The sequence below is a fragment of the Kitasatospora sp. NPDC057500 genome (genome assembly GCF_042802195.1).
Lineage (GTDB): Bacteria > Actinomycetota > Actinomycetes > Streptomycetales > Streptomycetaceae > Kitasatospora.
The window spans coordinates 1-26,675 of sequence record NZ_JBHVER010000058.1 but is presented as its reverse complement, the minus strand read 5'-3'; the positions used below and the strand labels follow the sequence as shown (position 1 = coordinate 26,675).

Genomic DNA, 26,675 nt, shown 5'->3' with positions numbered 1-26,675 from the left:
TCCGCGGTTCCGCAGGGCCCGGCCGCACCGGTCGGGCCCTGCGCCGTGTCCGGTGGGCGCACGTCCCGTGCGCGGATGCCCCCGGCCGCTTCGGGATCAGAGGTCGCCGTCGGTACGGGTCGGCAGGCCGGTCTGGCCGGCGACGGTGTTCCAGAGCCCGGCCGCCTGCTTCTTGGCGGTGGTGGCGGTGCCGCTCGCGGCGACGGCGTTCTTGTAGTGCTGGTTGTCGTTCTTCTTCGGGTCGCAGCCGCCCTGGGCGTCCCCGGCCCAGGCCGCGTACTCGTCGTCGGCGGTCGCCGAGGCCGTCCACGCCGCGTTCAGCTGCTCCGCCAGCTGCGAGCCGTTGGGCAGCTTGTCGGTCTTCAGCCCGGCCAGTTTGGTCTGGAGCTCCCTGCGCTGGCCGGCCGCGGCGGTCAGCGCCTGCTGCGACTCCGGCAGCTTGTCGCACTTCTGCACCGAGGCGACCGCGCCGATCACGGCCTGCCGGCTGTCGTTGGCGGTGCCGAGCAGGTCGGACAGCGCCTGGGCCTGGGCCTTGACCTCCGGGTTGACCGAGGCGGTGGTCGGGGCGGCGCTCTGCGCCGCGGTGGCGGCTGCGGCCGTACCGCTGCCGGTGACGGCGGGAACGGCCTGCTTCTCGGTGCCGGCCTCGTCGTCGCCGTTCAGCAGCACCGCGACCAGGATGGCCGCCGCCACGCCGCCGGCCGCCACGCCGCCGATCAGCAGCTTGGACGAGGAACGGCCGCCGCGGCCGCCGTCCCGCCCGGCCGCGGCCTCGCCCGGGTGCTCCGGGTGGCCCGGCACGGGCCGGTCGGCGTACCCCGGCTGCGCGGGCGGGTAGCCGCCCGCCGCCTGCGGCTCCGCGCCCGGGTACGGCGGCAGGTACTGGGTCGCCTGGGCCGGGTCGGCCGGGTGGCCCGGCTGCGGGGCGCCGCCCCAGGACGGCTGGACCGGCATGGCCTGGGTGGGAAGCGCGCTGTCCCCGAGGTACTCCGGCTGCCCGGAAGGCTGCCCCGGGTACGGCCCGTACGACTGCCCCTGCGGCGGCGGGCCGGGCTGCTGCACCGGCTGCCCCGGCTGCTGACCCTGCGGCGGGCCGGGCTGCTGACCGGGCTCGGGGCGGAACAGGTCGTCCAGGTTGAAGTCACCCGAGTTGGGGTACGAGCGGCGCTGGCTCAACGCGATTCCTCACCTGTGCACGACCGCGCGCTGACGGCGGACCACATCTCGTCGGTTCTTGGGAGCATCACAGTTCCTTGGACGTCGCGCCCACGCTACCGGTTCACCGAACCGGCCGACCACGTGGGCGGACCATCCCTCACCGACCCTGCACGCTCCCCGCCGTCCTCCTTGACGGACTCCTCGACGGCCTCGGGCTCAGGCCGCCTCCGCCTCGGCCCTGGCCTGGAACTCGCGGACCACCCGCTGCTCCCGGTAGGGCTCCAGCCGCCGCCGGAACTCGTCCAGGTACTCGACGCCCCGGTTGGAGCGCAGCCCGCTCAGCAGCCGGACCGCCTGGGCCCCGGTCTCGCAGGCCCGTTCGACGTCGCGCTGCTGGAGCTGCGCCGTCGCCAGCAGCACCAGGTCCACCGCGCGGCGCCGCACCCGGGTCGGCGGGTGCAGGTCGAGCGCCCGGCGGGCGTAGTGCTCGGCCGGGCCGGCCTGCTCCAGGTCCCGGTGGCAGTGGGCCAGTTCGTCGGCGAGGTAGGCGTCGTCGAAGTGCACGATCCAGTCCGGGTCGTCCTCCGGGCGGCGCTTCTCCATCATCTCCAGCGCCTTGGCGGCCACCGCCTCGCAGGCCTTGGCGTCGCCGAGCAGGGCGTGCCCGCGCGCCTCGGCCGCGTAGAACATCGCCATCGCGGTCGGGGTCGCCACCGTCCGGGCGCCCTCCTGGGCGGCCCGGGCCAGCTGGGCGATCTCCCGCGGGTTGCCGAGGGTCGCCGCCAGGTGGCTCATCGAGGCCGCCAGCACGTACCCGCCGTAGCCCCGGTCGTCGGCGGCCTGGGCCAGGCGCAGCGCCTGGATGTAGTAGCGCTGGGCCAGGCCCGGCTGGCCGGTGTCCACCGCCATGTAGCCCGCCAGCTCGGTCAACCGCGCTACGGCTGCGAAGAGTTGACGCCCGGTCTCGTCCCGGTAGGAGCCGCCGAGCAGTCCGGAGACCACGCTGTTGAGGTAGTGCACCACCACCGGGCGGACGTGCCCGCTGCCGAACCGGTGGTCCAGGTCGACCAGCATCGCGGTGGTCGCCTTGACGGCCGCCACGTCGGTCGGACCGACCCGGGTGCCGCCGGTGCGGGCCACCACCGGGTCGGGCGGGGTGATCAGCCAGTCCCGGCTGGGTTCGACCAGCGCGGACGCCGCCACCGTCGCCCCGGTCAGGAAGTCCCGGCGGCCGACGTCGCTGCGCCACAGCTCGCAGACCTGCTCCAGCGCGGCGCCCAGCGTCGGCGCGAACTGCAGGCCGATGCCGGAGCTGAGGTTCTTGCCGTCGGCCATGCCGATCTCCTCGACCGACACGCCGCGCCCCAGCTTGCGCCCCAGCGCCTCGGCGATCACCGCCGGCGCCTGCCCCCTCGGCTGCTGGCCGCGAAGCCAACGCGCGACGGAGGTCTTGTCGTACCGCAGGTCCAGACCGTGCTCGGCACCGCAGAGGTTGACTCTCCGTGCCAGACCGGCGTTGGAGCAGCTGGCCTCCTGGATCAGCTGCTGGAGACGCTCGTTGGGCTGTCGTGCGACAAGTGGTCTCGCGGCCATTGGGCTTCGCCTCCCCACACCCTCCGGTCCCGGCCGGCGGGCGACGCTTTCTGCTGATCTCTGTTGCCGAGTTGCCGACTGTCCGACCGTTCAAGGAAACTGACACCAGGTTAGCGATCAGCAACGCCAGCGGGATACCCACGGTGACGATCCCCACCCCCCACGCGCCCGGCAGAATGCTCCCGTGCGCCCCCACTGCGCCCACCCCGCCTCCCCCCGGCGCGCTCCCGCACGGTCCGCCTCACCGGTTCGGGTGAATCACCCCCGGGTGGCCCAGCGGCCCCGGCCCGCCCGTAACCCGTCTCACGCACGGTAGTTGAGCACCCCGTGGACACCATCCCCGATCCCCCCGGCCAGGATTCCGGCCCCGGAGTGCCGCCGCTGCTCGTCGCGGCCGTCGGCTACGCCGAGACCTGCCACTGGGAGGTCGCCCCGGGTGCCTGGCCGGTCGACGGCGACGGGCCCGCGCGCTGCTCCTGCGGCGAGCGGCGCTGCGCCCTCCCCGGTGCCCACCCGGTCGACACGGACTGGGCGCGCCGGGCGAGCGCGGGGCCGGGCGCGGTGCTGCGCTGGTGGACGGAGCACCCGCGGGCGTCGATCCTGCTGCCGACCGGCCGGTCCTTCGACGTGCTGGACGTCCCGGAGGTGGCCGGCTGCCTGGCGCTGGCGCGGATGGAGCGGATGGGGTTGCAGCTCGGTCCGGTGGTGGTGGTCCCGGCCGCGCCCGGCCGTTCCGGCCGGCGGCTGCACTTCCTGGTGCTGCCGGGCGCGGCGGCCCGGCTGCCGGAGCTGCTCCGCAAGCTGGGGTGGCCGCCCGGCCGGCTGGACCTGGTGGCCCGCGGCGAGGGCGACTGGACGGTGGCCCCGCCGTCCCGGGTCGGCCCGGGCGGCTTCGCGCAGTGGGCCCGCCCGCCCGCCGCGCGGGGCCGCTGGCTGCCGGACGCCGCCGAGCTGATCGGCCCGCTGGCCTACGCCTGCGGACGCGACGCGCCGTCGTCCACGCCCTGGCCGGCCCTGCCCGAGGCGGTGCGCTGACCGCTTCCCACGACTGCCGCCCTACGCCGATCGGGTGAGGGCGTGCCCCGCGCGACACCCCGCGCGCGAGTGACGGGCCTTGTCTCCCACCGGAGGCGGGGCCCGTCATACGCATGTGCGGATAAGGCTTCGGTGTACCCGCTGGTCAACGGCGAAAGCCCCTCGTACGAGTGACAGCGCTCAAGGATTGCCTTGATCGTCCGAGTGGGAGAACTCCCAGCATGAGGGGACGCCGGACGGGGCGCTCGGTCGGGGAAGCCGGGCGAGGCGGACGGGAGGGACGGAGGGGAGACCGGAGGGGAACGGAGGGGACGGGAGGGACAGGGCGGGGCCGTGGTACCGGCCGGGTTCGGGGAGGCCGGTGCCACGGAAGCCGGGAGGGAACGGGAGGGGCCGGACGGGGCCGGGTGCGCGGGGAGCGCCCGGCCCCGTCCGGCGTTGCTCAACCGGTCGGCCGCCGCCGTGCCGTCGTCCCGTGTTCGGCCCTTCTCAGCCCTGTGCGACGAACACGTGCGCGGCGATGTCCTTGCCCAGCTCGGCGGCGTTGTCGCCGGTGCCCACCAGCAGGCCGCCGACCCCGGCACTCACCCGCACCGTCGACCCCGGCCGGACCCCGGCCCGGCGCAGCGTGCGCATCAGGTCGCCGTCGGTCTGGATCGGCTCGCCGATCCGGCGGACCACCACGTCGGCGCCGTCCGCGCCGGGCAGCACCGAGTCCAGCGGGACGAGCCCGGCGTCGAAGCCCTCGCCCTCGGCCTTGGCGTCGCCCAGCTCGTCCAGCCCCGGGATCGGGTTGCCGTACGGGGACTGGGTGGGGTGGCCGAGCATGGCGAGCACCTTGCGCTCGACCGTCTCGCTCATCACGTGCTCCCAGCGGCAGGCCTCCTCGTGGACCTGCTCCCACTCCAGGCCGATCACGTCGACCAGCAGGCACTCGGCGATGCGGTGCTTGCGCATCACCCGCACCGCGAGCCGGCGGCCCTCCTCGGTCAGCTCCAGGTGCCGGTCGCCCGCGACGCGCAGCAGTCCGTCGCGTTCCATCCGGCCGACCGTCTGGCTGACCGTGGGACCGCTCTGCTCCAGGCGCTCGGCGATCCGGGCGCGCATCGGGGTGATGCCCTCCTCCTCCAGCTCCAGGATGGTGCGAAGGTACATCTCAGTGGTGTCGATCAGCCCAGACATCGCCGCTGGCTCCGTTCCTCGGTGTCCTCATCGCCAATTCTGACCTACCGCACCGACTACCGGGCCCGTCGCAGGGCGCGGGGGGCGGCTTTTCCCGCCTGTTGACAGCGGCACCGGTGAGGCAGCACGGTGCTGGCCGTAGCTTCCTCCCCCGCGGCCGGACCACCCCGGCCCGCCCCCACCCGGCCGGCTTCCCCCACCGGCAGAGAGCGAAGGCAACAGATGAGCGAGCTGGTCGGCCGGTACTTCGACGCCGCGATCGCGCACCTCCAGCGGGTCCGCACCGAGGAGGCGGAGAGCATCGAGGCGGCCGCCGCCCTGCTGGCCGAGGCGATCACCGAAGGGCACAGGATCTTCACCTTCGGCGCCGGCCACTCCTCGCTCGCCGCCCAGGACGTCGTCTACCGGGCGGGAGGCCTGGTGCCGATGAACCTGCTGGAGGTCCCCGGGATGGCCGGGGTCACCGTGATGCCGGCGCCGCTGTCCAGCGCCCTGGAGCGGGTCTCGGGACTGGCCACCGCCGCCCTCGACCACACCCCCGCCACCAGCGGTGACCTGCTGTTCCTCATCTCGCTCTCCGGCCGCCAGGTGATGCCGGTCGAGCTGGCCCAGCACGCCAGGGGCCGGGGCATGAAGGTGATCGGGCTGACCTCGCTCGCCTACCCCGGCGAGATCCCGTCCGGGCACCCGTCGGGCACCTATCTCAAGGACCACTGCGACGTCGTCCTGGACAACAAGATCGCGATCGGCGACGGCGAGCTGACCCACCCCGGCGCCGAGACCGCCTTCGGCCCGGTCTCCACCATCGTCACCAGCGCCCTGATGCAGGCCGTGGTCGCCTCCGCGGTGGAGCGCCTGGCCGACGCCGCCCTCGCCGGAACCGGCGCCACCCCGCCCCTGTTCCGCTCCGGCAACGTGCCCGGCGGCACCGAGTGGAACGCCAAGCAGATGTCCGACAACGCGGAGCGGATCTTCTACACCTTCTGACCCCGCCCCGCCGTCCGCCGTACACCGGCGCGGCCGCCGGTACCGGTCGGCCTACGCCAGCCGGCCGACCGCCGTCGACACCGCGCCCGACCGGCGGCGGGGCGTCGCGGCCGGGGCAGCACCACGCCCCCGCCGCCGACCCCGCCGCCGACCTGAAGCACATGCGAGCCGACACGCCCCGCCGCCGGGTCCCGCGCCGCCTGCCCTGCGGCGGCGGCGCCCGAAACCCGCCCACAGCCCCCGCCGCCCCCGGCGACGGGGGCTGCAGCGTCCCCGGCCCCACCCCAACCGGCGGCGGCACCCACCGCTGCCAGGCCGCGCCACCCACTGGGCTCCGGACCGCGACGCACCCCGCCCCCGGCCCGCCCGCGCACCTCCCACACCGGCCCACAGCACCACACCCCACCCCAGCACCCGCCCCGGTGCGGCGGCAGGACGAGGAGCCACCGTCCGCAGGGCCCGGCACCCACACCTGTCGCCGCAGCCCCACCCGAGGCGTACCGGGCCCCCGGGCGGGGCAGGTACCGCCGGGGCGGCGGAACTGCGAGTGGGGGCACGGGATGACGTCGGGCACGGGCGGGACGAACCGGGTGGTGCGGGAGCGCGAGCTGCTGCCGGAACTCTTCTGGGCCGCCGATTCGGCCTCCCAGCAGGGTCAGACCAGGGCGGTGCGGCTCTCCGCCGCCGAACTGGTGCTGCTGGTCGCGGCCGCCACGGCCGGCTCCGCCGACGGCACGGTGTGGTCCTGGCTCGCCGCCGTGGCCTACCTCGGCGCGATCGCCCTCTCCGCCGTGACCAGCCGGCAGAACCCGCAGGGCCTCTGGTACGAGGGCCGGGCCGCCGCCGAGTCGGTGAAGACCCTCGCCTGGAAGTTCGCCGTCCGCGCCGACGCCGTCCAGCCGCCGCCGCGTCCGCTGCCGGACGCCGAGGGGCTGTACGGCCTCCAGCTCGGCCGGGTGCTGCACGCCTTCCGGGGCAGCCGTGCGGTCGGCCCCGGCCTGGCCGGCCGACCGGCCGAGAGCCAGATAACCGCGGCGATGCGAGGCCTGCGCGAGCAGCCCCTCACCGTCCGCCGGGACGTCTACCTGCGCGAGCGGATCCAGGTGCAGCAGGACTGGTACCGGTCGAAGTCCCGCTACTGCGCCCGCGCCGGGTTCTGGACCGGCGTGGCCGGCGTCGGGCTGCCGCTGCTCGGCCTGGTGCTCGCGGTGCTGCGGGCGATGGGCGAGTTCTCCTTCGACGCGCTCGGCACCGTCTCCGCCGTCGCCGCCTCGGTCACCGCGTGGGCCCAGCTGCGCCAGTACCGCCCGCTCGCCGCCGCCTACGGCCTGGCCGCCGACGAGCTGGCCCAGATCCGCGCCCAGCTGGCCCAGCTGGACATCGGCTCCCCCGACGCCGAGGAACTCTGGGCCCGTCTCTCCCGCGACGCCGAGGACGCCGTCTCCCGCGAGCACACCACCTGGCAGGCCCGCCGCGAGGTCAACGGCTCCTCCGAGCGCGACTACTGAACGACGGACGGGCAGCAGTCCAGGGCGGGTTCCTCGGCAGGCGGGTACGCCGTCGGCGACGGCCGCAGGTCCGATCCATCCGGTGGGATGACCTGACCACCTGTTAGCGTGCCCGGATGGACGATCTGGGACCGGTGGCCTGGCCGCCTCAGCCGATCAGGACCGAGCGCCTCGTGCTCCGCGAGCCCGAGGCTCGGGACCGGGCGGCGTTCATCGAACTGCTCGCCTCGCCGGAGGTGAACGCCTACCTCGGCGGCCCCCGCCCGCGCGACGAACTCGAGCGCGAGACGCCCGAGGTGCCGGGGCGGTGGCCCGGGAGCTTCGTCGTCGATCTCGACGGGGCGATGATCGGACAGATCCTGCTCAGGAGAGCGACCGGCCACCGTCGCCCGGCCGCCGCCGGGAAGGCCGATCTCGGCTACCTGTTCCTGCCCCGGGCATGGGGATCCGGGTACGCCGCCGAGGCGTGCGCGGCGGCACTCGACTGGTTCGAAGGCGCCCTCCCCGGCGAGCCGGTGGTGCTCACCACCCAGTCCGCCAACGTCCGCTCGATGCGCCTCGCGGCGAAGCTGGGCTTCACCGAGGTGGAACGCTTCGAGGCCTGGGACGCCGAGCAGTGGCTCGGCCTGCGGCCCCGTCGCAGCCGCCCGTGAACAGCCACTGCTGCGAGTCGATGACGGAGCAGCTGAACCAGCACTGCGACCGGCACGACGACCCCTTCGACTGCCCGGACCCGCTGATCCGATTCAGCGCCAGGTTCCGGGAGTACGGGCTGATCGTCCACGACGGCGGCACCGCGGTCATCCGGATCGCCTTCTGCCCCTGGTGCGGACAGCGCCTCCCCGAGTCCCACCGGGACCGCTGGTTCGACGCGCTGGAGCGGCGCGGGATCGACCCGTGGGAGGACGAGGTCCCCGCCGAGTTCGAGGACGGGACCTGGCTCGCCGGACCGGGCGCCTAGGCAGTTTCGTTTAGATCTTCCGGTCGTTGGCCTGGGTGTGTCGTTGACTGACGCGCAGTGGGCGCGGATTGAGCCGTTGCTGCCGGACCGGACGCAAAAGCGTGGTGGCCGGTGGCTTGATCACCGCGAGGTGATCGACGCGACCGCGTTCAAGTTCCAGACCGGTTCGCAGTGGGTGCACCTGCCGGAGAGGTACGGCAACTGGCGGGGCGTCTACAACCGGCTGCGGGTGTGGGCAGTCGACGGTACGTGGGAGCGGGTGTTCACCGCGCTCATGGCCCAGGCGGACGCCCACGAGGACCTGGACTGGGCCGTGTCGGTGGACTCCACGATCGTGCGCGCCCACCAGCACGCGGCCGGGGCCCGCCAAAGGGGGCCCCGGCCGGAGAACCGGACGACCGTGCCACCGGACGCTCTCGCGGCGGACTGACCACGAAGCTCCACCTTGCCGCGGACGGCCGGTGTCGGCCCCTGGCGTTCGTGCTGACCGCGGGCCAGGCGGGCGACGCACCTGCCTTCACCGCGGTGATGGGCCGCCTGCGTGTTCCCCGGCCGCGTGGACGGCCGCGCACCGGGCCGGACGTGGTCCTGGCCGACAAGGCGCACTCCTCGCGCGCCATCCGTGACCACCTGCGCAGACGCGGCATCCGCACGGTGATCCCGATTCCGGCGGACCAGCGGGCGAATCGGCTGCGGCGCGGCAGCCGCGGTGGCAGACCACCCGCCTTCGACCGCGAGGCCTACAAGCAGCGCAACACTGTCGAGCGGTGCATCAACCGCCTCAAGCAGTGGCGCGGCATCGCCACCCGCTACGAGAAGACCGCCACCATCTACCTGGCCGGACTCCACATCGCGGGCATCTTCCTCCGGTCCGCCCGCTGATTCGAACGGAACTGCCTATCGGCGGGTGAGGCGGGTGAGCGTGACCCCGTTGGGGAAGGCGGTGCGTTCGGCGACGTCGAAGGCGGTGGGGTCGAAGGCGCCGTCAACCACGGGGATCCCGGCACCGGCAATGACCGGGTAGGTCTTGATCAGCAGCTCATCGATCTCGGGCAGCAGGGCGCCTGCGAGCTGGCCGCCTCCGCAGAGCCAGATGTCCAAGGTGCCTATCTCGCTCTTGAGTTCGCGGGCGAGGCTGAGCGGGTCGTCCGGCACGACGGTGACGGCTGGGTCAGTATCCGGCAGGAGGGTGCTGGACACGACGTACTGGCGTAGGTGCGCATACGGGCTGGTGATGCCGTTGTCGAGTGCGGGGCGATAGCTGCCCAGGCCCATGACGACGGTGTCAAAACGCCGATTCGGCGTGTCGGCAACGCCGGCGGCCGCGCGGTAGGCGGTCGGGATGGTCTCCGGGTACAGGGCGTTCATCCAGGTCGAGTAGGCAGTGGCCTGCTGCTCACCGCCCAGCGGAAAGAAGTCGAACTCGCCGCGGGGGCCGGCGATGCGGCCGTCGAGCGAGGTGCCGATGTAGTACACGAGCTTCCGCAAGTATCCCTCACACGTAGTACTATGCATGGAGTGGTTTGACCGTAGTACTACATATGGAGTGATGTCAATGGCGAGACGGAATGACCAGCGGCGCGCAGCCCTCGTCGACGCGGCGATCGAGGTGCTGGCCAAGGAAGGTGCGCGCGGCCTGACCTTCCGGGCCGTGGACGCCGAGGCAGCCGTTCCCGCCGGCACAGCGTCGAACTACTTCGCCAGCCGTGACGACCTGCTCACTCAGGCCGGAGCCCGGGTTTACGAGCGTCTCCAGCCTGACGAGGCCACGATCGCCCGCCAGCAAGCGGCCGGGCGCGACCGGGAGACCTACGCCGAACTGATGCGCGAACTGGTCGGCCGCGTCTCATCCTTCCGCACCGGGTACCTCGCGCTACTGGAGCTTCGTCTTGAGGCCACCCGCCGCCCCGAACTGCGCAAGGTCCTCACTGAACGCGTCCGAGCCGACACCGAAGCCAACGTCGCCTATCACGAGGCTTCAGGCCTCCCCGGCGACGCCACGGCAGTCAAGCTGCTCATGCTGACGCTGAACTGGCTGATCGTCGAGCAGCTCACCCTGCCGGATGTCTTCACGGAGGAAGAGCGTGAACAGCTGGTGACAGCCGCAGTGGAGCGCATCGTGGCTGCGGAGCAGAGGACCCGGCCCCAGAAATGACGCCACTCGACTGCGATGGAAGCCGACCGGGCCGACCCCGGCGTGTGCTCGCCTCTGCTTTCTGTCGGTGATCCAAACGAAACGGCCTAGCGGACCACCGGGGTGACCGGGTCCTTGCCGGCGAGGACGGCGAGGACGTTGGCCACGGCGAGGTCGCCCATGGCCTGGCGGGTGCGGACGGTGGCGCTGCCCAGGTGCGGGGCGAGGACGGCGCGGTCCTGGGCGAGGAGGGCGGAGGGGACGGCGGGCTCGTGCTCGAAGTTGTCGACGGCGGCGGCGAACAGCGCGCCGGACTCCAGGGCGGCGGCGAGCGCCTCCTCGTCGACGACCCCGGCGGTCATCGAGACCACCACCGCGCCGGGCGGCAGCAGGGCGAGCCGGCGGGCGTCCAGCAGGTGGCGGGTGGCGTCGCTGAGCGGGCAGGTGACGACCAGGACGGGAGAGGTGGCGAGCAGGTCGTCCAGCGGCAGCCACCCGGCGCCGTCGGCCTGCTCGGGCGGGAGCGGGTTGCGGTTGTGGTAGCGGACCGGCATGTCGAAGCCGCGCGCCCGACGGGCCACCGCCTGCCCGATCCGGCCCATGCCGAGGATGCCCAGCGGGGTTCCGGTGAGCTCCAGGCCGAGCAGGAAGTTCGGCGCCCAGGCCCAGGTCTCGCCGGAGCGCAGCAGACGCTCGCCCTCGCCGAGGCGGCGGGTGGCGGCCAGCAGCAGGGCCCAGGCCATGTCGGCGGTGGCGGCGGTCAGCACGCCGGGGGTGTTGGTGACGGGGATGCCGCGCTCGGCGCAGGCGGCCAGGTCGATGTTGTGGTGGCCCACGGCGTGGTTGGCGACGATCGCGAGGGCGGGGCCGGCGGCGTCGAGGAGCTCGGCGTCGACGCGGTCGTCCAGGGTGGTGATCAACGCCCGGCGCCCGCGTACGGCGGCCAGCAGATCGGCGCGCTCCATCGGCAGGTCCGAGTCGCGCACGGTGGCCGGGAGGTTCGCGGTGAGCCGTTCGACAACACCGGGCGCGAGACGGCGGGTGACCAGGACCGGGGGCTGCTCGTTCATGGCCCGAATCTACGCCCCGCCCCCTCGCCGGGCCGGGCGAGGGGGCGGGGTGCCATCTATGGCACCTGTGTTCGTCCGGCCTCGCCGACCGTCCCGACGAAGGCGATCGTCACGCGGCCGAGTCCAGCTCGAACCAGACGAGCTTGCCTCTCTTCTGCGGGTCGGCGCCCCATCGGTGGGTGAGCCCTTCGACGAGCTGAAGACCCCGCCCGCACTCGGCGAGTTCGGGCGGCTCCTCCAGGGGTCGGCGCTGCTCGGGGAGGGTGTGGCTCTCGTCGCCGACCGAGACCCGGACGGTGCGGCCGATGATGACGACCAGGACGACAGGCGCGGAGGTACGGCCGTGCCGCCAGGCGTTGACGATCAACTCGGCGAGCGCGAGCTCGGCGTCGAAGATGCGGTCGGCGTCCCACCCGGCGCGCGCCATCGCGTCGCGCAACGACTGCCGGGCGAGGGTGAGGGAGGGGGAGTAGAGGCTGGGGGTACACACGGGAAAACTCCCTGCGGTGTAAGGAGGGGCACACCTTGGGGTCTGTCGCCGTGAACAAGCCCGCAGCGGGACTGGAGGCGCCGCATGCGAGTGCTCTTCGGTGCCCGGGCAGCCGGTACCAACTGCCCGTGGGTTAGACGTTACTGACAACCCATTGGATGCGTGGCTTCCACGACTGTAATTGATGGCGATCCAGTTTTGCAACACACTCCGCAATCGCCCCTACACTGCCTGTGAGCGACAATCCGTCCGGACGAGAGGTGACGAGCGTGGGACTCAGGAGCGTTATCAGCGAACGCCAACGCCGCTTCGGCGAAGAGCTTCGTCGCCTGCGCGAGGCCACCGGCATGTCTGGCCCGGAGATAGGAGAGCTGATGGGGATGAAGGGCCCTGCCGTCAGCCACACGGAGGCCGGGCGCCTGAGTCTCAACATCGAACGGTTGCACGTCTGGCTCGACGTCTGCGAAATGACCGACCCCGACTACCGGGCCGGCATGGCCACCATGTGCAGAAGCAACGGCAAAGGCTGGTGGAACGACTACCGACCCCATGTCGTGCCGGAGGCCCTTGATCTGGCCGAGTTCGAGGCCGACTCCACCGCGTTCAGCAACTATCAGACCCTCCTGATCCCCGGCCTTCTGCAGACCAGGGCATACAGCGAGGTGATCCATGACTATGCCGAGAAGAAGGTTGAGTTCAGGCGCAGGCGCCAACAGGTAGTCACTGCGGAGGATGCCACGCCCTTCCACGCCGTGATCCACGAAGCAGCCCTGCAAATGATGTACGGCGGTCCAACCGTCATGCGAGACCAGCTGAACCATCTGATCGAGATGTCACGACTACCTCGGGTTACGATCCAGATCCTCCCGTTCGACTGCACGGTCTATGCGTCGACCGACACGGCGTTCATGCTGATGCACGGAGCACACCCCCGGCTGGACACCGTGATGTTGGAGAACCCGCATGGACCGACTTTCCTGGGCGATCCAGCGGGAGTAGCCGCGTTCCGGCGGAAGTTCGACCGTCTCAAGGGCATGGCACTCCCACCTCTGGATGCGTCCGCGCCCGGGCCATCTCCCGCCTTTCGCGACTCGTGGGGCATGATCCAGCACGTCCGTTACAAACTCCTGGGGAGGTAGCCATGGACTGGCAGAAGTCGAGCTACAGCGGAGACGCCGCCGAGTGCGTCGAGATCGCATCCGACGGCGAACTCGTCCACATCCGCGAGTCCGACGACCCCGCCGCCGTCATCACCATCACGAAGGCCAAGCTCGCCGCCTTGCTCCGAGCCGCCAAGGCCGGCAAGTTCGACCACTTCACCCACTGACTCCCCCTGGCTGCTCCCGCGACGCGCGCGGGAGCAGCCAGGGATCGACCGACGCCCTTGCCCCGGCGGCGAATCGCTCCCCCGTCGGCGTCAGTGCTCCGCTTCCGGCGAGGAGGTCCACCGCTTCGTCCGTCAGGGCTCGCCAGTGGGTGAAGCGGGAGCGGGCCGTTGGCGATCCGGCGTCCGCTCGGGTGCCCCAGAAGGCGGTGACGGCGAGGTGGGCGTAGACGGCCTGGAAGAGGGAGCCGATCGGGCGCGGGGAGAGGTTGAAGGCCTCGAACAGGCGGGTGTCGGTGCGGTCGTACAGCTCCCAGCGGTCCAGCACCGCCCCCAGCTTCACGTGCTGGAACTCGTGGACCAGCAGGAGTGCCAAGGTCGATGCGCCGAGCGGGCGGGCGATGGCGACCGCGCCGAAGGCCTGCCGGGCCGCCGAGCTGAGGTCCCGGCCGTCCGGGTCGGGCCGCAGTGGCGTGACGGTGGTCAGGCCCGCCCGCAACCCCGCCGCGTAGTCCGGGAGTTCACGGTCGAGCAGGCCGACGGCCGCCCTCAGGTCGCGCGCCCAGCCCGCGTACGCGGCAGCGGACAGCCGGTCCGCCACCGGCCAGCGGTGGGCGGCCCGTTCCGGGTCCACGTCCTCCAGCGCGATCGCGCCGATCCGGCGGACCGGCTGCCAGCGCGGATCACCCGGACCGGTGAGCGTGCCGTCGTCCGTACGCGCTGTCCAGCCCGTGCGCCCGCCGGTCACCCGCGCCGCCCGGACGCCCCCGCCGAGCACCAGTCGGCCGAGGGTCGGCAGATGCAGGGCACCGTCGCGGACCGGCACCGTCACCGAGTCGCCCCGACCCGCCAGGATGGCGGTGGAAGCGGCGAGTTCGGCCAGCCTGCCGAGCCCCGCGCCCGGGTCTCCGCTCAGCCGCCGCGCCGCCCAGGCCCGGACGTACGGGTGCACCAGCACCGCGTCCACGGCGACCGGTTCGGCGGCGTCGAGTTCGGCCAGCAGCTCCCAGGCCGCCGAGCGCGCCACCCCCGAGGAGCCGTGCACGGCGGCCACCATCGCCCGGGTGAGCGCGAGTTGGGACCTGGCGAGCGCCCGGACGGTCTCCGGCCCGCCCTGCCCCAGAGCCAGTTCGCCCAGTTGCGCGTCACTGAGCTCCGGCCCGGCGACGTCCACCGGTGGGGCAGGACGCCGCGGGGCCCCGGCCCGGGCGGCCAGCCCGTCGACGAGCGCCCGCAGGTCCGCGCAGTACACCGAGGGGTGGTCGAAGGAGCCGTCCCGGTAGCGGTGCGCGTACAGCCCCCCACCGCACGACCGCACCACCGGGCAGGCCCGGCAGACGGCGTTCAGCCCGGCCAGGCCCGACTGCCGGGCGGCCGTCCCCGGGTGCCGCAGGACGTCGTCGAGGCTGTGCCCGAAGACGTCCATCCCGGTGGCGGGCGCGCCGTCGTACGCCGTCCGCAGGCTGTCCGCCTGCTCGTACGCGCCGTCCGTCTCCAGCACCACCAGGTCCACCGGCTCCAGCCCGAGCGCCTCGCTCAGCCCGGGCAGCCCGGACAGGGTGCGGTGCACCGAGTCGAAGGTGCGGACGGCGAACGGGCGGCCGTCCGCCTCCCACCGCGCGTGCACGGCCAGCAGCCAGTCCGCGTACGGCGTCGCGCCCAGCCGGTCCGGACGCGCCGGAGGCCGCTCCCAGGTGGCGTGCGGGAGCAGGAAGTCGACGGCCGGGGGCTCCAGTTCGGCGAGCGCCCGGTAGACGGCCGACGGGTCGTTCGCCACGTCGACGGTGCAGAGCAGCCCCGCGTACAGGTGCCGGAACCGGGGCTCGCGCAGCAGCCCGACCGCCCGCAGCACCCGCGGATGGCTGGAGCGCCCGTCCGGGAACCGCCGGTGGCGGTCGTTGGCGGCCCGGTCGCCGTCCAGCGAGAGGCCGACCCGGACGCCGAGTTCGTCGAACAGCTCGCAGTACGCCGCGTTCAGCCGCACCCCGTTGGTGTGCACCCGCAGGTCCGGTTCGCAGACCTCCGGCAGCGCGGCCCGCAGCACCTCCACCGCCCGCCGGATCACCGCCGGACCCGCCAGCAGCGGCTCACCCCCGTGCAGGACGACGCGCACCGCCGTCAGCCCGTGCGCGCGGGCGTGCTCCCCGATCCGCTCGGCCGCTCTCGCCAGCACGGCGTCCCCGACGACGCGCGGCCGGGACCGCCAGCCGGTGTCGGCGTGCTCGTAGACGTAGCAGTGGTCGCAGGCGAGGTCGCACCGGCTGTGGACCTTCAGCACGACCTGCGTGAACGACATGTTCAGATAGCGGAGTTGAAGGGTGAGTACGGCCGGGAATCGACGCAGGAGAAGGCCAGTTCGAAGCACCGGGCCAATTCACCCGTGTCGCAGTTCGCCAGTTCCACAAGGGTGGGGCACCCGGCAACGCCGTCCTGACGTATCGAGTCCCCCGCGAGGTCCTGGTCCGCAAGCCGATCCATAGTCGATTCCCCTGTGTCAAAGGGCCGGAGGACAGCTGTCACACCACTGGCAACTCGATCTCCACGTCCAGCCAGGCCCCCACCCTGATCCCTTCGGTCAGCGGATGGCCGTCGCCCAGATACGCCACTGCCCGCGCCCTGGTCAACGTCCGCACCCGCAGTTCCGCCGCCCTCGCGGGCTCGCCGACTGCGGCGAGCGCCAGGACGACGTTCGCGGTGGCTGCCAGGGCATCGGGATGTTCCGGGCCGAAGCGCTCGGTGAGGAGCGCGGCGGCCGTTTCCGCCTGGGCCAGCGCTTCGCCGTAACTCCCTGTGTGCGCCAAGTCATTGGCCCGGTTTAGCCGTGCGATCCCGACGTACGGGTGCTCCTCTCCCAGCACGGCGAGCAGATCGTCCAGGACCTTGCCGGAGACCGCGTGCGCCCCCTCGGCCTGGCCGGCCCGCCGGAGCGCCACACCGAGATTGCCCGCCCCCAGGCGCTCCATGGGGTGGCCGGCGCCCAGGTGGTCACGGTGGTAGAGGTACGACTCCTCGGCAAGGGCCACGGCCTGTCCGGTGTCCCCGAGCGTGCCGAGCACGGCGGCCAGGCTACCGGCCGCGGCCGCCGTTCCGGGATGATCGGCGCCGAACCGCTCGAACAGCCGCTGGTAGACGTCCTCGGCGTCGACCAGCGCTTGCGGGAGCTGGCCCAGCCGACGCAGGACTGCGCTCCGGTAGCGCCGGGCACGCAGGGTCTCGTGGTGGTCCTCGCCGAGCGCCTGCTGGCTCCGGCGAACGGCCTTGTCCATACGGGTCAGCGCCTCGACGGGCCGTCCCATCTCACACAGCACGTGCCCGTATACGACACCCCCGAGGATCGTGTAGGGGCTGCGTTTCCCGAAGACCTCCAGCTTTCGAGGATAGAGATCCTCGTGAATGGCCAGCGCACCGGCGAAATCTCCCGCGAGCATGATGGAGACGGCCAGGTTGTTCTCCGCCATCAGAGTGCGCGGGTGGTCCCGTCCGAGAACCCGGCGCGCAGCGGCCAAGGTCTCCTCGTCCAGTTCCCGGGCCTCGTGGTAGCGGCCCAGGTGTCGGAGGTCGCCCCCCAGACTGGTGGCTGCGGGGAAGCTGTCCCGGTGCTCTCGCCCCAGCATCGCGGTCAAGCGCTCGAACGCGTCCCGGTCCGTCGCGTACGCCTCCCGGACCAGGCCCTGGGTCCGCTGGATGTTCCCGAGCTGCACGCGCAGCAGCTGCACCTTGACGTCCGGCCCCACTCCCAGCGGCCCGAGCTCCCGCCAGCGGGCGAGGACCCGCTCCGCCAGTTCGCGGCCCGCGTCGTGGAGGCTTCGCTGCCACAGGTAGCGCACCGAGTTGACGACCCACTGCCGGACCGCCGGATCGGTGGACTCGTCCGCGCCGGACGGGCGCAGGTGGGGCAGCAGTTCGGCGTACCGGGGCCAGTTGTGCGGGGCGTCGGGGTCGCCGGGGTCGGCGAGGGCGAGGGCCCGGTGGGCCACGTCGCGGACCCGCGCCCGGTCCTCCTCGCCGACCTGTTCGCGCAGCAGCGCCTGGACGATCCGGTGCACCACCAGCGTGCCGGCGCCCTGGTCGTAGCGGGCGAGGTTGAACTGGTTGACGGTGCGCAGGATGTCGCCGACCGCCAGCCGGTGGTCGGCGGTGCCCCGGGGGAGCCCGATCGCCTCGATCACCGGCGGGCTGTACAGCAGCCCGATCGGGATGGCGTCCGGACCGAGGAAGCCGCAGATCTCCAGCAGCCGGGCGGCCGGGGCGTTGATCCGGCGCAGGTCCGAGCCGGCGATCCGCCAGGTGGCGGCGGTGACCGTGGCGTTGGCGCCCTCCTCTCCGGCCGCCCCGCCGCCGGGGTCGGTACCGGCGCGCACCGAGCGGTCGAGGATGTCGGTGAGCGTCTCGTCCAGCAGGTCGGCGTAGGTGCCCGCCGGCATCGGCGTCTCCTGCAGCCAGGCGGCGGCCTGGCCGACGGCGAGCGGCAGGTCGCCGAGGAGTTCGGCGATCCGCTCCGCGTCCGCCCGTTCGACGCCGGTGTTGAAGTGCCGGACGAGTTCGACGCTCTCCGCGCGGTCGAACACCTCGACCTCGGTGCGGCCGGGCCGGCGGGCCCAGCGACGGTCGCGGGAGGTGACCAGGACGTGGCCGTCCGGCCCGGCGGCGGGCAGCCAGGGGTCCAGCAGTTCCGGGTCCTCGGCGTTGTCGAAGACCAGCAGCCAGCGGCGGTAGGGACGGCCGCTGCCGAGCGCGTCCAGCACCGCGCGCGCGGTGCGGGTGACGTCGCCGTCGGTCTCCAGGCCGAGGCCGGGGGCGAGTTCGGCGAGCTTCTGCGGGATCACCGCGGGCTGCTGGGCGGGCACCCACCAGAGCACGTCGTAGCCGGCCGCGAAGCGGTGCGCGTACTCGATCGCGGCCTGCGACTTGCCGACCCCGCCGATGCCGTAGAGCACCTGGACGGGCGCGGCGTCGGCGCCGGCGGTGAAGCCGTCGCGGACGGCCTCCAGCAGCCGCATCCGGCCGGTGAAGGTGGGCAGCCGCGGCGGCATCTCCTGGACGGCGGGCCGGCCGTCGGGGAAGCGCGGCAGGCGCGAGAGGGTGAACTCACCGGAGTCCATCCAGCGGCCGGCGCCGGGCGGCGGGCCGATCAGCTCGAACAGCTGCGCCTCGGCCTGCTCGGCGGAGCCGGTCGCCAGGTCCAGTACCCGGTGGCCGGCGAACTGCGGCGGCTCCGGCCGCTCCGGCGTGCCGATCCGCACCGCGAGCAGGCCGCCGGAGTCGCCCACCGGGCCCTGGGTGGTGAGCCGGCGCCAGATCTCCCGGGCGCGCGGCAGGGCCGCGTAGTCCGCGGTGAGCAGGGCGAGCAGCCGTCCGTCGCCGTCCAGCGGCCCGGCGGCCTCGGACAGCGGGGCGGCCTGCGCCGGGCCGGGTTCGAGCGGGACGGCGGCGCTGTGCAGGGTGGCGAGGTAGCCGAAGCCGCGCAGGGTCCCGGCCATCCACTCGGCCCAGACCCGGTCCCTGGGGGCGTAGCTGACGTACACCTGGCGGGAGCGGGTGCGGCCCTGGCGCAGGTAGGCCGCGTACAGCCGGCGGCGGGCCTCGTCGGGGACGGGCCGCAGTTCGCGGACGCGGCCGCCGGTGAGCCAGTCGGCCAGCCGTTCGAAGGCGGCGAGCAGGGTGCGGCCCTGCTGCGGCCGGTCGACGATGGTGGCCGGCACCTCCTCGTAGGCGTAGAACGGCTTGTACGGCACCTCGACGTCGCGCCAGTACTCCGCGCGGCGCTCGGCGCCCAGCCAGCGGCCCAGGTAGGGGTCGAAGGCGTCGTGGGCGAGGTCGCGGCCGGCCGCGAGCCCGGCGCGTTCGGCGTCCTCGACGCGCATCGGGACGGGCAGCACCCGGATCTCGCGCTCGTCGGCGTCGACGATGGCGCGGGCCGCGTCGACGCCGCCGCGGATGCTCTGGGCGCCGAGGGTGAAGCAGTCCACGACGGTGTCCGGCATCAGCACGGTGCAGATGCCGGAGGTGTCGCTGACCCCGGTGCGGCTGTCGATCAGCACGTAGTCGTAGGCGCCGGTCCACTGCTCGCGCAGCGCGTACAGGAACTCCGCGCCGCGGATGTCGGCACGGGTGTAGAAGCTGCGCCAGTTGAAGCTGGTGACGGCGGCCGAGTAGGCGGCGTTCTGCCGCCCGGCGGGCATCAGGTCGAGCCGGCCGCCCTCCGGGAGGTCGAGCGCCAGGCCGCACAGGTACTGCTCCAGCCGGCCCGGGGCGGCCAGCCACTCCCGGGGGTCCGGTCCCGGCCCCGGGCGGTCGGGACCGGGCAGCGCCTCGTCGACGTAGGCCCGCAGCATGTCGATCAGGCCGTCGGTGGCGTGGAGTTCGGGGTCGACCAGCAGCGGGTGGTAGTACCGGTGCAGGCCCGGGGCCTCCAGGTCCCAGTCCACCACCAGGACGCGCAGGCCCTGGCTGGCCAGGATCCAGCCCAGGTTGGCGAGGGCCATGGTGCGGCCGGTGCCGCCCTTGAACGAGTAGAAGGTGACGACGGTGCCGGTGTCGGGGGCCGCCAGGGCCGCGGACCCGTGGTCCGCGAGGGCGGCGTGCTCGGGGCTCATCGGTCCGCTTCTCCTTCACTGGGCGCCCGGGTGGCCGGGGGCACGGTCTCCTCGCGCAGGACCGCCCGTGCCCCCGGGGCGGCCCCGTTCCCCGGGGTGTCCCCCGGGCGCGGCAGGGGTGGCCCCGCCTGGGCGGGCGGATCCGGTGGCGGCTCCGGCGGGCTCGACGGGTTCCGCGGGTTCCGCGGGTTCCGCGGGTTCGACGGGTTCGGCGGGGCCGACGGCGCGGGCGGCGGCCAGGCCGGGATGGTCAGCCCGGGCATCGGCCGCGGGTCGGGGCCGAGCCCGAACTGGGCGCGGGCCGTCACCGGGTCGTCGTCGACCTGGTCCAGCAGCCGGTTCTGGGCCACCGTCACCGTCGACAGGAGCTCGCGCTCGAAGCGTTCCCGCCGGACGTGGATGCGAAAGAGCGGCTCGGGCCCGGACCGGTGCAACCAGGTGCGCGCGAACACCTCGCGCACCCCCTCCCAGAGCCGGGCGCGCGCCGGACCGGGCGGCGGGTCGTCGGAGCTGTCGGGCAGCAGCACGGCGGTGACCGGGTGGTTCTGCCGGTCGAAGTCGCGCAGCGCCTGTCGGTAGGGCTCCCCGTCGGCCGCCCACGGGTCCACCAGCAGGACGCTGACCTCGTTGTTCTCCCGGGCCCGGTCGAGCGCGTCGGCGAGGTCGGGGCCGACGGTCTCCAGGCTGGTGCTGTGCCCGGCCCGGGTGATCACCTGCTGGGCCTGGACCGCCAGCGAGGGCAGCCGCGGCGGGTGGTAGGGCGCCCAGTCCCGGGGGTGCGCCCCGTACCAGCCGCCGTGGTAGCGCTCGTCGAAACCGCCCGCGCCGTCCGTCCCCGCGCCGTCCGTCCCCGCGGCCGGCAGGCCCTCGGAGCGCTGCGGCGGCACGCGGTCGCCGTTCGCGGCTGCGGTCGCGGCGGCCCGGGCGGCCCGGTCGCCGCTCCAGCGGGCGGCCACGAAGAGGCGGACCAGGCTGCTGCGGGCGGCGACCGGGGCGATCTCCGGCACCGGGAAGCAGCCCTCCACCCGGCCGAGGTCGAGGTCCCGCAGCTCGGAGACCCGCCAGGCGGCGGCCTCCCGCACCCGCTCGGCGATCACCCGGACCACCAGCCGGTACGCCGTGCCGTGCGGGTCGGTGCGCAGCAGGTGGCGCAGCCCGCCGGTGGCGTACTCCGGGCCGAAGTCGTCCTGGAGGTACTGGATCCGCCGCACCTCGGCGGGCAGGTCCTCGGGCGGCGGCTCCCAGAGGACGGGGATGAGGGCCGGAACGCTCTCGCCGGTCTGCTCCTCGTGGCGCCGCGTCCGGTTGTCGAAGGCGGTCCACTCCTTGCCGCAGTAGTCGCTGGCGAAGTAGGCGGGGGAGTAGAGGGCGACCATGGTGCGGCTGGCGCCGACCATCCGGGAGAGCTGCCGTTCCCAGTCGTCGCCGATCCGCAGCCGCTCGGTGTCGCGGTAGGCCAGCTCGCCCGGTCCGGCCTCGGGCTCGATCCGGGCCAGTTCGTCCCGCAGGTCGGCGAAGAACTGGTCGACGAAGGCGCCTCCGGCCAGATGGTCCCGCCGCGCGTAGCTGAAGAAGAAGTACGGCCGCACCCACAACCCCCCACCGACCCGGTGAACGTCCCCACCATACTGGCGGGTTGACTACAGGTCAGTCGATGGGCGGAGGAAGTTGTCGCGGTGTCGTCACAAGTGCGGCCCGGCGCCTCGACGTCCCTGGTCGGGGGCGTGCGGGCCGGGGGCGCGGACGGCCTCCCGGGCGGCCCGGCGGGCGGCCTCGGGCCCGGCTCACGGGCAGAGCCGCTCCACCCGCCAGCCCGTCGGGGCGTCCGGGTCCGCGACGTAGCGCAGCCGGTCGTGCAGCCGGTTCTCGCGCCCCTGCCAGAACTCCACGCTCTCCGGCACCACCCGGTACCCGCCCCAGAACGGCGGCACCGGCACCCCCTCGCCCTCCGGGTAGCGCCGCTCCAGCTCCGCGTAGCGCTGCTCCAGCACCTCGCGCGAGGCGACCGGGCTGGACTGCTCGCTGGCCCAGGCGCCGAGCTGGGAGCCGTGCGGGCGGGTGCGGAAGTAGGCGGCGGTCTCGTCCCGGCCGACCTTCTCCACCCGGCCCTGGACGATCACCTGGCGGGCCAGCGCGATCCACGGGAAGAGCAGTGCCGCGTGCGGGTTGACGGCCAGCTCGGTGCCCTTTCGGGAACCGTAGTTGGTGAAGAAGGAGAAGCCGCGGGCGTCGAACGCCTTGAGCAGCACGGTGCGCGCGCTGGGCCGCCCCTCCGCGTCGGCCGTGGAGAGCACCATCGCGTTGGGCTCCACCACCCCCGCGTCGTCCGCGTCGTGGAACCACCGCGTGAACTGGCCGATCGGCTCGGCGGCGAGCTCCTCCTCGGCCAGGCCCTCGTGCGCGTAGTGCTTGCGCATCACGGTGAGGTCCGGTCCGGGGCGGGCCTCGTCGGCCAGGATCCGGGTGGCGGGGGTCAGGGGCGTCGACTGGGCGCGGTCCGGGGTCTGCACGTCAACATCATCCCGTACGACAAGCAACCGGCACCGCTACCTCCGGACAAACCCCGGTGGGAGATAAGGTGACTCGCCACCGATCGGCCGCCCGTCGTACGGTGATTTGTCCGCAACCGCACCCTTGGTTCCGGTGATCCGCCGGGCACGACCGGCCGTCGGGCGAAAAGTCAAGCGTGCCCCGGGAAAACATCACCACCGTGGTGTATGGCGCAATGCACCCCGTGCCTGTCACCCTGGCACCGAGTGCCAACCACCATTCGGTCAGAGGCGTGCCTCCCCACCACGGCGGCCGCCGATCGCAGAACTGAAGGAGCCGTGCATGTCCGACTTCGTACCCGGGCTCGAAGGTGTCGTCGCGTTCGAGAGCGAGATCGCCGAACCCGACCGTGAAGGCGGCGCTCTGCGGTACCGGGGCGTCGACATCGACGACCTGGTCGGCAATGTCTCCTTCGGGCACGTCTGGGGCCTGCTGGTCGACGGCCGGTTCAACCCCGGCCTGCCGGCCGCCGAGCCGTTCCCTATCCCGGTCCACTCCGGCGACATCCGGGTCGACGTGCAGTCCGCGCTCGCCATGCTCGCCCCGGTCTGGGGCCTGAAGCCGCTGCTGGACATCGACGCCGAGCAGGCCCGCGACGACCTCGCGCGCGCCGCCGTCATGGCGCTCTCCTACGTCGCCCAGTCCGCCCGCGGCCAGGGCCTGCCGATGGTCCCGCAGAGCGAGATCGACAAGGCCGAGACCGTCGTCGAGCGGTTCATGATCCGCTGGCGCGGCGAGCCGGACCCCAAGCACGTCAAGGCCATCGACGCCTACTGGACCTCCGCCGCCGAGCACGGCATGAACGCCTCCACCTTCACCGCCCGGGTCATCGCCTCCACCGGCGCCGACGTCGCGGCCGCCCTGTCCGGCGCGGTCGGCGCGATGTCCGGCCCGCTGCACGGCGGTGCGCCGTCCCGCGTGCTCGGCATGATCGAGGAGATCGAGCGCACCGGCGACGCCACCACCTGGGTCAAGAACGCGCTGGACAAGGGCGAGCGGCTGATGGGCTTCGGCCACCGCGTCTACCGCGCCGAGGACCCGCGCGCCCGGGTGCTGCGCCGCACCGCCAAGGAGCTCGGCGCGCCGCGCTTCGAGGTCGCCGAGGCGCTGGAGAAGGCCGCGCTGGAGGAGCTGCACAACCGCCGCCCCGACCGCGTGCTGGCCACCAACGTCGAGTTCTGGGCCGCCATCATGCTGGACTTCGCCGAGGTCCCCGCCCACATGTTCACCTCGATGTTCACCTGCGCCCGGACGGCGGGCTGGTCGGCGCACATCCTGGAGCAGAAGCGCACGGGCCGGCTTGTGCGCCCCGCCGCGCGCTACATCGGCCCCGGCCCGCGCAGCCCGCAGGAGATCGAGGGCTACGACGCCATCGCGCGCTGACCCCAGACCTCCGCAGGTCACCGCACGACCGCGGGAGCGGCGGGTCCGGAATGTGAACCGGAGCCGCCGTTTCCGCAGCTCGCAGGCCGGTCGACGGCATCTCAGCGGGCGGACCGCCATCGATTTCGGGCACCCCTGCGGGTAGGCTGCGCCCGTGGCTCAGATCCAGATCCCCGCTGACATCAAGCCCGCCGACGGCCGTTTCGGCTGCGGCCCGTCCAAGGTGCGCCCCGAGGCCCTGAGTGCCCTCGCCGCGACCGAGACCTCCCTGCTCGGCACCTCGCACCGCCAGGCCCCGGTGAAGAACCTGGTCAAGCGCGTGCGTGAGGGCGTGAGCAACCTGTTCTCCCTCCCCGAGGGGTACCAGGTGGTGCTCGGCAACGGCGGGTCCACCGCCTTCTGGGACATCGCGGCCTTCGGCCTGGTACGGGAGAAGTCCCAGCACCTCGACTTCGGCGAGTTCTCCTCCAAGTTCGCCTCCTCCGTCAAGGCCGCGCCCTGGCTGGCCGAGCCGAGCGTGATCAAGACCGCCCCCGGCACCCACCCGCTGCCGACCGCCGAGGCCGGCGTCGACGTCTACGCGCTCACCCACAACGAGACCTCGACCGGCGTCGCGATGCCGATCGCCCGCCCGGCCGGCGGCGACGAGGGCTCGCTGGTCCTGGTGGACGCCACCTCGGGCGCCGGCGGCCTGCCGGTGGACATCACCGAGACCGACGTCTACTACTTCGCGCCGCAGAAGTCCTTCGCCTCCGAGGGCGGCCTCTGGCTGGCGTCGTTCTCCCCGGCCGCCCTGGAGCGCGCCGCCGAGATCGCCGGCTCCGGCCGGTACATCCCGCCGTTCTTCGACCTGCCGACGGCCATCGACAACTCGTCGAAGGACCAGACGTACAACACCCCGTCGATCGCCACCCTGTTCCTGCTGGCCGACCAGCTGGAGTGGCTGAACGGCAACGGCGGGCTCGACTGGGCCGTCGCCCGTACGGCTGATTCCTCGTCCCGGCTGTACGGCTGGGCCGAGAAGTCCTCGTTCGCCAACCCGTTCGTGGCGAACCCGGCCGAGCGCTCCCAGGTCGTCGGCACGATCGACTTCGACGACGCGGTGGACGCCGCCGCCGTCGCCAAGGCGCTGCGCGCCAACGGCATCGTCGACACCGAGCCGTACCGCAAGCTGGGCCGCAACCAGCTGCGCATCGCGATGTTCCCGGCCGTCGACCCGGCCGACGTGGACGCCCTCACGGCCTGCGTCGACTACGTGGTCGAGCGCTTCTGAACCGGCTCCACGGGCCAACGGGCCAGCAGGCCAACGGGCCAACGGGAAGGGCCACCGCCTCCGGGCGGTGGCCCTTCCCGCATGTCGTCCCCGGTGGTCAGCCGCCGACCAGCGAGCTGATCAGCACGACGACCAGCAGCAGTACCAGGGCGCCGGTCACGATTCGCATTCGAGTCTTGGGATCCACGGTCAACGAGCGTACCCCCGACCGGTCCGCACCCGGACGGCGAGGCCCGCCCCTGGACCTGCCCCGGCCCGGGGCTACTGCGGCCCGGCCTCCCAGCGGGCCAGCGGCCAGGAGCGCAGCGAGGTGTAGCGGACCGTGCCGCCCTCGTGCGCGCTGAGCATCAGGTGCAGCTCGGCGGCCTCCCACTCCGGCCCCCGGTACTCGTCCAGCGCCCGGGCCAGCGCGTCCAGCTCGGCCGCCGCCAGCCGCTGCTCCGCCCGCCGCCGGCCGCGCGAGGAACCGGCCCGGGCCAGCGTCAGGTGCGGGTGGAAGCTGAACGCGTCCGTCTCACCGGTCACCTCCGCGGTGGCCCCGTACACCGCTTCGGCCAGCCGGCGCAGCGCCCAGTCCTGACCCGCCACCCCGGCCCAGAGCACCCGGTCGCCGAACCGGCCGCCGCCCGCCAGCCGCAGCGTGTGCACCGGGTGCCCCTCGGCGACCTCCGCCAGCGCGACCTCCAGCTCCGGCACCCGGTCGGCCGGCACCTCGCCGAGGAAGGCCAGGGTCAGGTGCCAGGCGTCGGCCGACGTCCAGCGCAGCCGGTCCGCCCCCGGCAGCCCGCGCACCGGGGCCACCGCGTCGGCCAAGCCCTGCAACGCCTCCACCGGAGGCAGCACCGCCACGAAGAGCCTCATGGGGCCATCTTCCCGCGCGGGGCGGTTCCGGCTAGAACGGATGACCATGGAGATCCGCAACGGGGGCCCCGAGGACATCCCCGACATCCTGTCCCTGCTCGACGGCGCCGTGGCCTGGCTGGCCGCGCAGGGCCGGACCCGGCAGTGGGGCGACCGGTCGTTCAGCGGCTCGGCCGCCCGCGTCGAGCACATCGGCAGGTACGGCCGCGAGCCGTTCCTGATCCGGCTCGCGCTCGACGACGGGGGGCGGACGGTCGGCTCCTGCGTCCTGTCGGAGCAGCGGCCCGAGTACGCCACACCGGTGGACGAGCCCGAGCTGTACATCCGCAACCTGGTGACCGACCGGTCCCGCAAGGGATCCGGGATCGGCGCCGCGCTGGTCGCCGACGCGCTCGACGAGGCCCGCCGGCGCGGCATCGGCCTGTTGCGGGTGGACTGCTTCGGCGGCGACGACCGCAAGCTGGTCGGCCGGTACCGGGCGCTCGGGTTCACCGAGACCGAGTCCTTCGAGGTCGAGCAGCCGGCCGGCCCCTGGCCGGGGCAGATCCTGGCGATCCGGCTCTGACC

At 73.5% G+C, this 26,675-nt stretch carries 23 protein-coding genes; 12 read left to right on the top strand and 11 right to left on the bottom strand.

Annotated elements, in window-relative coordinates; all coding sequences use genetic code 11:
- Positions 1-96 precede the first annotated feature (96 nt).
- Both ACFU74_RS15320 and ACFU74_RS15315 read right to left on the bottom strand, forming a co-directional pair.
- Entirely contained in the window at positions 97-1,179 is a 1,083-nt protein-coding gene (locus ACFU74_RS15320; protein WP_380756587.1) for a hypothetical protein, read from the bottom strand.
- A 198-nt stretch (positions 1,180-1,377) separates the two neighbouring features.
- Positions 1,378-2,754: a transcriptional regulator gene (locus ACFU74_RS15315; protein ID WP_380756585.1), complete on the bottom strand. Its 1,377-nt coding sequence runs from the start codon at positions 2,752-2,754 to the stop codon at positions 1,378-1,380.
- A 336-nt stretch (positions 2,755-3,090) separates the two neighbouring features.
- Here ACFU74_RS15315 and ACFU74_RS15310 point away from each other — a divergent pair, with 336 nt between their 5' ends.
- Positions 3,091-3,789, top strand: a complete 699-nt coding sequence (locus ACFU74_RS15310; protein ID WP_380756620.1) for a bifunctional DNA primase/polymerase — start codon at positions 3,091-3,093, stop codon at positions 3,787-3,789.
- Positions 3,790-4,278: 489 nt separating this feature from the next.
- On the opposite strand, the gene ACFU74_RS15305 is transcribed toward ACFU74_RS15310, so the two are convergent.
- Positions 4,279-4,971 (bottom strand): metal-dependent transcriptional regulator, encoded by a 693-nt coding sequence (locus tag ACFU74_RS15305; protein WP_380756583.1) that lies wholly within the window; start codon positions 4,969-4,971, stop codon positions 4,279-4,281.
- 222 nt (positions 4,972-5,193) lie between these two features.
- On the opposite strand from ACFU74_RS15305, the gene ACFU74_RS15300 reads away from it, so the two are divergent.
- The 5 genes from ACFU74_RS15300 to ACFU74_RS15280 all read left to right on the top strand — a co-directional run bounded on the left by ACFU74_RS15300 (position 5,194) and on the right by ACFU74_RS15280 (position 9,309).
- Positions 5,194-5,958, top strand: a complete 765-nt coding sequence (locus ACFU74_RS15300; protein ID WP_380756581.1) for an SIS domain-containing protein — start codon at positions 5,194-5,196, stop codon at positions 5,956-5,958.
- 560 nt (positions 5,959-6,518) lie between these two features.
- Complete coding sequence (locus tag ACFU74_RS15295; RefSeq protein ID WP_380756579.1) at positions 6,519-7,466, top strand: DUF4231 domain-containing protein; 948 nt, start codon at positions 6,519-6,521, stop codon at positions 7,464-7,466.
- Positions 7,467-7,582: 116 nt separating this feature from the next.
- Positions 7,583-8,119, top strand: a complete 537-nt coding sequence (locus ACFU74_RS15290; protein ID WP_380756577.1) for a GNAT family N-acetyltransferase — start codon at positions 7,583-7,585, stop codon at positions 8,117-8,119.
- Positions 8,083-8,427 carry a DUF6980 family protein gene (locus ACFU74_RS15285; protein ID WP_380756575.1) on the top strand — a complete coding sequence of 115 codons (345 nt, stop codon included), beginning with the start codon at positions 8,083-8,085 and terminating at the stop codon, positions 8,425-8,427. Before ACFU74_RS15290 ends, ACFU74_RS15285 begins: the two co-directional genes overlap by 37 nt.
- 31 nt (positions 8,428-8,458) lie before the next feature.
- A protein-coding gene (locus ACFU74_RS15280) for an IS5 family transposase (protein WP_380756618.1) occupies positions 8,459-9,309 on the top strand; the annotation gives its coding sequence in 2 pieces (ribosomal slippage) (positions 8,459-8,795 and positions 8,795-9,309; 852 coding nt in all).
- Between the two features lie 15 nt (positions 9,310-9,324).
- Here ACFU74_RS15280 and ACFU74_RS15275 read toward each other — a convergent pair.
- Positions 9,325-9,915, bottom strand: coding sequence for a dihydrofolate reductase family protein (locus ACFU74_RS15275; protein WP_380756573.1), 591 nt, complete (start codon positions 9,913-9,915; stop codon positions 9,325-9,327).
- 67 nt (positions 9,916-9,982) lie between these two features.
- On the opposite strand from ACFU74_RS15275, the gene ACFU74_RS15270 reads away from it, so the two are divergent.
- Complete coding sequence (locus ACFU74_RS15270; RefSeq protein WP_380756571.1) at positions 9,983-10,582, top strand: TetR/AcrR family transcriptional regulator; 600 nt, start codon at positions 9,983-9,985, stop codon at positions 10,580-10,582.
- A gap of 86 nt (positions 10,583-10,668) precedes the next feature.
- On the opposite strand, the gene ACFU74_RS15265 is transcribed toward ACFU74_RS15270, so the two are convergent.
- Complete coding sequence (locus ACFU74_RS15265) at positions 10,669-11,631, bottom strand: 2-hydroxyacid dehydrogenase (RefSeq protein ID WP_380756569.1); 963 nt, start codon at positions 11,629-11,631, stop codon at positions 10,669-10,671.
- Between the two features lie 109 nt (positions 11,632-11,740).
- Complete coding sequence (locus ACFU74_RS15260) at positions 11,741-12,121, bottom strand: ATP-binding protein (protein ID WP_380756567.1); 381 nt, start codon at positions 12,119-12,121, stop codon at positions 11,741-11,743.
- A gap of 233 nt (positions 12,122-12,354) precedes the next feature.
- Between ACFU74_RS15260 and ACFU74_RS15255 the strand changes: the two genes are divergently transcribed.
- On the top strand, positions 12,355-13,260 hold the full coding sequence (locus ACFU74_RS15255; RefSeq protein WP_380756565.1) for a helix-turn-helix domain-containing protein: 906 nt from the start codon (positions 12,355-12,357) through the stop codon (positions 13,258-13,260).
- A 2-nt stretch (positions 13,261-13,262) separates the two neighbouring features.
- Positions 13,263-13,448 (top strand): DUF397 domain-containing protein, encoded by a 186-nt coding sequence (locus ACFU74_RS15250; RefSeq protein WP_380756563.1) that lies wholly within the window; start codon positions 13,263-13,265, stop codon positions 13,446-13,448.
- Here ACFU74_RS15250 and ACFU74_RS15245 read toward each other — a convergent pair.
- The 4 genes from ACFU74_RS15245 to pdxH form a co-directional block, all read right to left on the bottom strand.
- Complete coding sequence (locus ACFU74_RS15245) at positions 13,438-15,741, bottom strand: FxsB family cyclophane-forming radical SAM/SPASM peptide maturase (protein WP_380756561.1); 2,304 nt, start codon at positions 15,739-15,741, stop codon at positions 13,438-13,440. The genes ACFU74_RS15250 and ACFU74_RS15245 overlap by 11 nt on opposite strands.
- Positions 15,742-15,961: 220 nt before the next feature.
- Positions 15,962-20,041, bottom strand: coding sequence for an FxSxx-COOH system tetratricopeptide repeat protein (fxsT, locus tag ACFU74_RS15240; protein ID WP_380756559.1), 4,080 nt, complete (start codon positions 20,039-20,041; stop codon positions 15,962-15,964).
- Positions 20,038-21,630 (bottom strand): TIR-like protein FxsC, encoded by a 1,593-nt coding sequence (locus ACFU74_RS15235; RefSeq protein WP_380756558.1) that lies wholly within the window; start codon positions 21,628-21,630, stop codon positions 20,038-20,040. The genes fxsT and ACFU74_RS15235 overlap by 4 nt, the downstream gene beginning before the upstream one ends.
- A gap of 195 nt (positions 21,631-21,825) precedes the next feature.
- On the bottom strand, positions 21,826-22,458 hold the full coding sequence (pdxH, locus tag ACFU74_RS15230) for a pyridoxamine 5'-phosphate oxidase (protein ID WP_380756616.1): 633 nt from the start codon (positions 22,456-22,458) through the stop codon (positions 21,826-21,828).
- A gap of 415 nt (positions 22,459-22,873) precedes the next feature.
- On the opposite strand from pdxH, the gene ACFU74_RS15225 reads away from it, so the two are divergent.
- Together ACFU74_RS15225 and serC are read left to right on the top strand one after the other, a co-directional pair.
- The gene (locus tag ACFU74_RS15225; protein WP_380756556.1) at positions 22,874-23,974 is read left to right on the top strand and encodes a citrate synthase 2; all 1,101 of its coding nucleotides are present in this window, start codon (positions 22,874-22,876) and stop codon (positions 23,972-23,974) included.
- A gap of 154 nt (positions 23,975-24,128) precedes the next feature.
- Positions 24,129-25,247 (top strand): phosphoserine transaminase, encoded by a 1,119-nt coding sequence (gene serC, locus ACFU74_RS15220; protein WP_380756554.1) that lies wholly within the window; start codon positions 24,129-24,131, stop codon positions 25,245-25,247.
- Positions 25,248-25,508: 261 nt separating this feature from the next.
- Here the strand turns inward: serC and thpR are convergent, their stop codons facing one another.
- The gene (thpR, locus tag ACFU74_RS15215; protein WP_380756552.1) at positions 25,509-26,108 is read right to left on the bottom strand and encodes an RNA 2',3'-cyclic phosphodiesterase; all 600 of its coding nucleotides are present in this window, start codon (positions 26,106-26,108) and stop codon (positions 25,509-25,511) included.
- A gap of 46 nt (positions 26,109-26,154) precedes the next feature.
- On the opposite strand from thpR, the gene ACFU74_RS15210 reads away from it, so the two are divergent.
- Entirely contained in the window at positions 26,155-26,673 is a 519-nt protein-coding gene (locus ACFU74_RS15210) for a GNAT family N-acetyltransferase (RefSeq protein WP_380756550.1), read from the top strand.
- Positions 26,674-26,675 lie beyond the last annotated feature (2 nt).

What these genes read in the sequence shown, in the direction of transcription:
- ACFU74_RS15265 (WP_380756569.1), bottom strand. Translation starts at nt 11,631, where the DNA reads ATGAACGAGCAGCCCCCGGTCCTGGTCACCCGCCGTCTCGCGCCCGGT.
- ACFU74_RS15305 (WP_380756583.1), bottom strand. Translation starts at nt 4,971, where the DNA reads ATGTCTGGGCTGATCGACACCACTGAGATGTACCTTCGCACCATCCTG.
- thpR (WP_380756552.1), bottom strand. Translation starts at nt 26,108, where the DNA reads ATGAGGCTCTTCGTGGCGGTGCTGCCTCCGGTGGAGGCGTTGCAGGGC.
- ACFU74_RS15315 (WP_380756585.1), bottom strand. Translation starts at nt 2,754, where the DNA reads ATGGCCGCGAGACCACTTGTCGCACGACAGCCCAACGAGCGTCTCCAG.
- ACFU74_RS15245 (WP_380756561.1), bottom strand. Translation starts at nt 15,741, where the DNA reads ATGTCGTTCACGCAGGTCGTGCTGAAGGTCCACAGCCGGTGCGACCTC.
- ACFU74_RS15250 (WP_380756563.1), top strand. Translation starts at nt 13,263, where the DNA reads ATGGACTGGCAGAAGTCGAGCTACAGCGGAGACGCCGCCGAGTGCGTC.
- ACFU74_RS15300 (WP_380756581.1), top strand. Translation starts at nt 5,194, where the DNA reads ATGAGCGAGCTGGTCGGCCGGTACTTCGACGCCGCGATCGCGCACCTC.
- pdxH (WP_380756616.1), bottom strand. Translation starts at nt 22,458, where the DNA reads ATGCGCAAGCACTACGCGCACGAGGGCCTGGCCGAGGAGGAGCTCGCC.
- ACFU74_RS15270 (WP_380756571.1), top strand. Translation starts at nt 9,983, where the DNA reads ATGGCGAGACGGAATGACCAGCGGCGCGCAGCCCTCGTCGACGCGGCG.
- ACFU74_RS15290 (WP_380756577.1), top strand. Translation starts at nt 7,583, where the DNA reads ATGGACGATCTGGGACCGGTGGCCTGGCCGCCTCAGCCGATCAGGACC.
- ACFU74_RS15295 (WP_380756579.1), top strand. Translation starts at nt 6,519, where the DNA reads ATGACGTCGGGCACGGGCGGGACGAACCGGGTGGTGCGGGAGCGCGAG.
- ACFU74_RS15225 (WP_380756556.1), top strand. Translation starts at nt 22,874, where the DNA reads ATGTCCGACTTCGTACCCGGGCTCGAAGGTGTCGTCGCGTTCGAGAGC.
- ACFU74_RS15210 (WP_380756550.1), top strand. Translation starts at nt 26,155, where the DNA reads ATGGAGATCCGCAACGGGGGCCCCGAGGACATCCCCGACATCCTGTCC.
- fxsT (WP_380756559.1), bottom strand. Translation starts at nt 20,041, where the DNA reads ATGAGCCCCGAGCACGCCGCCCTCGCGGACCACGGGTCCGCGGCCCTG.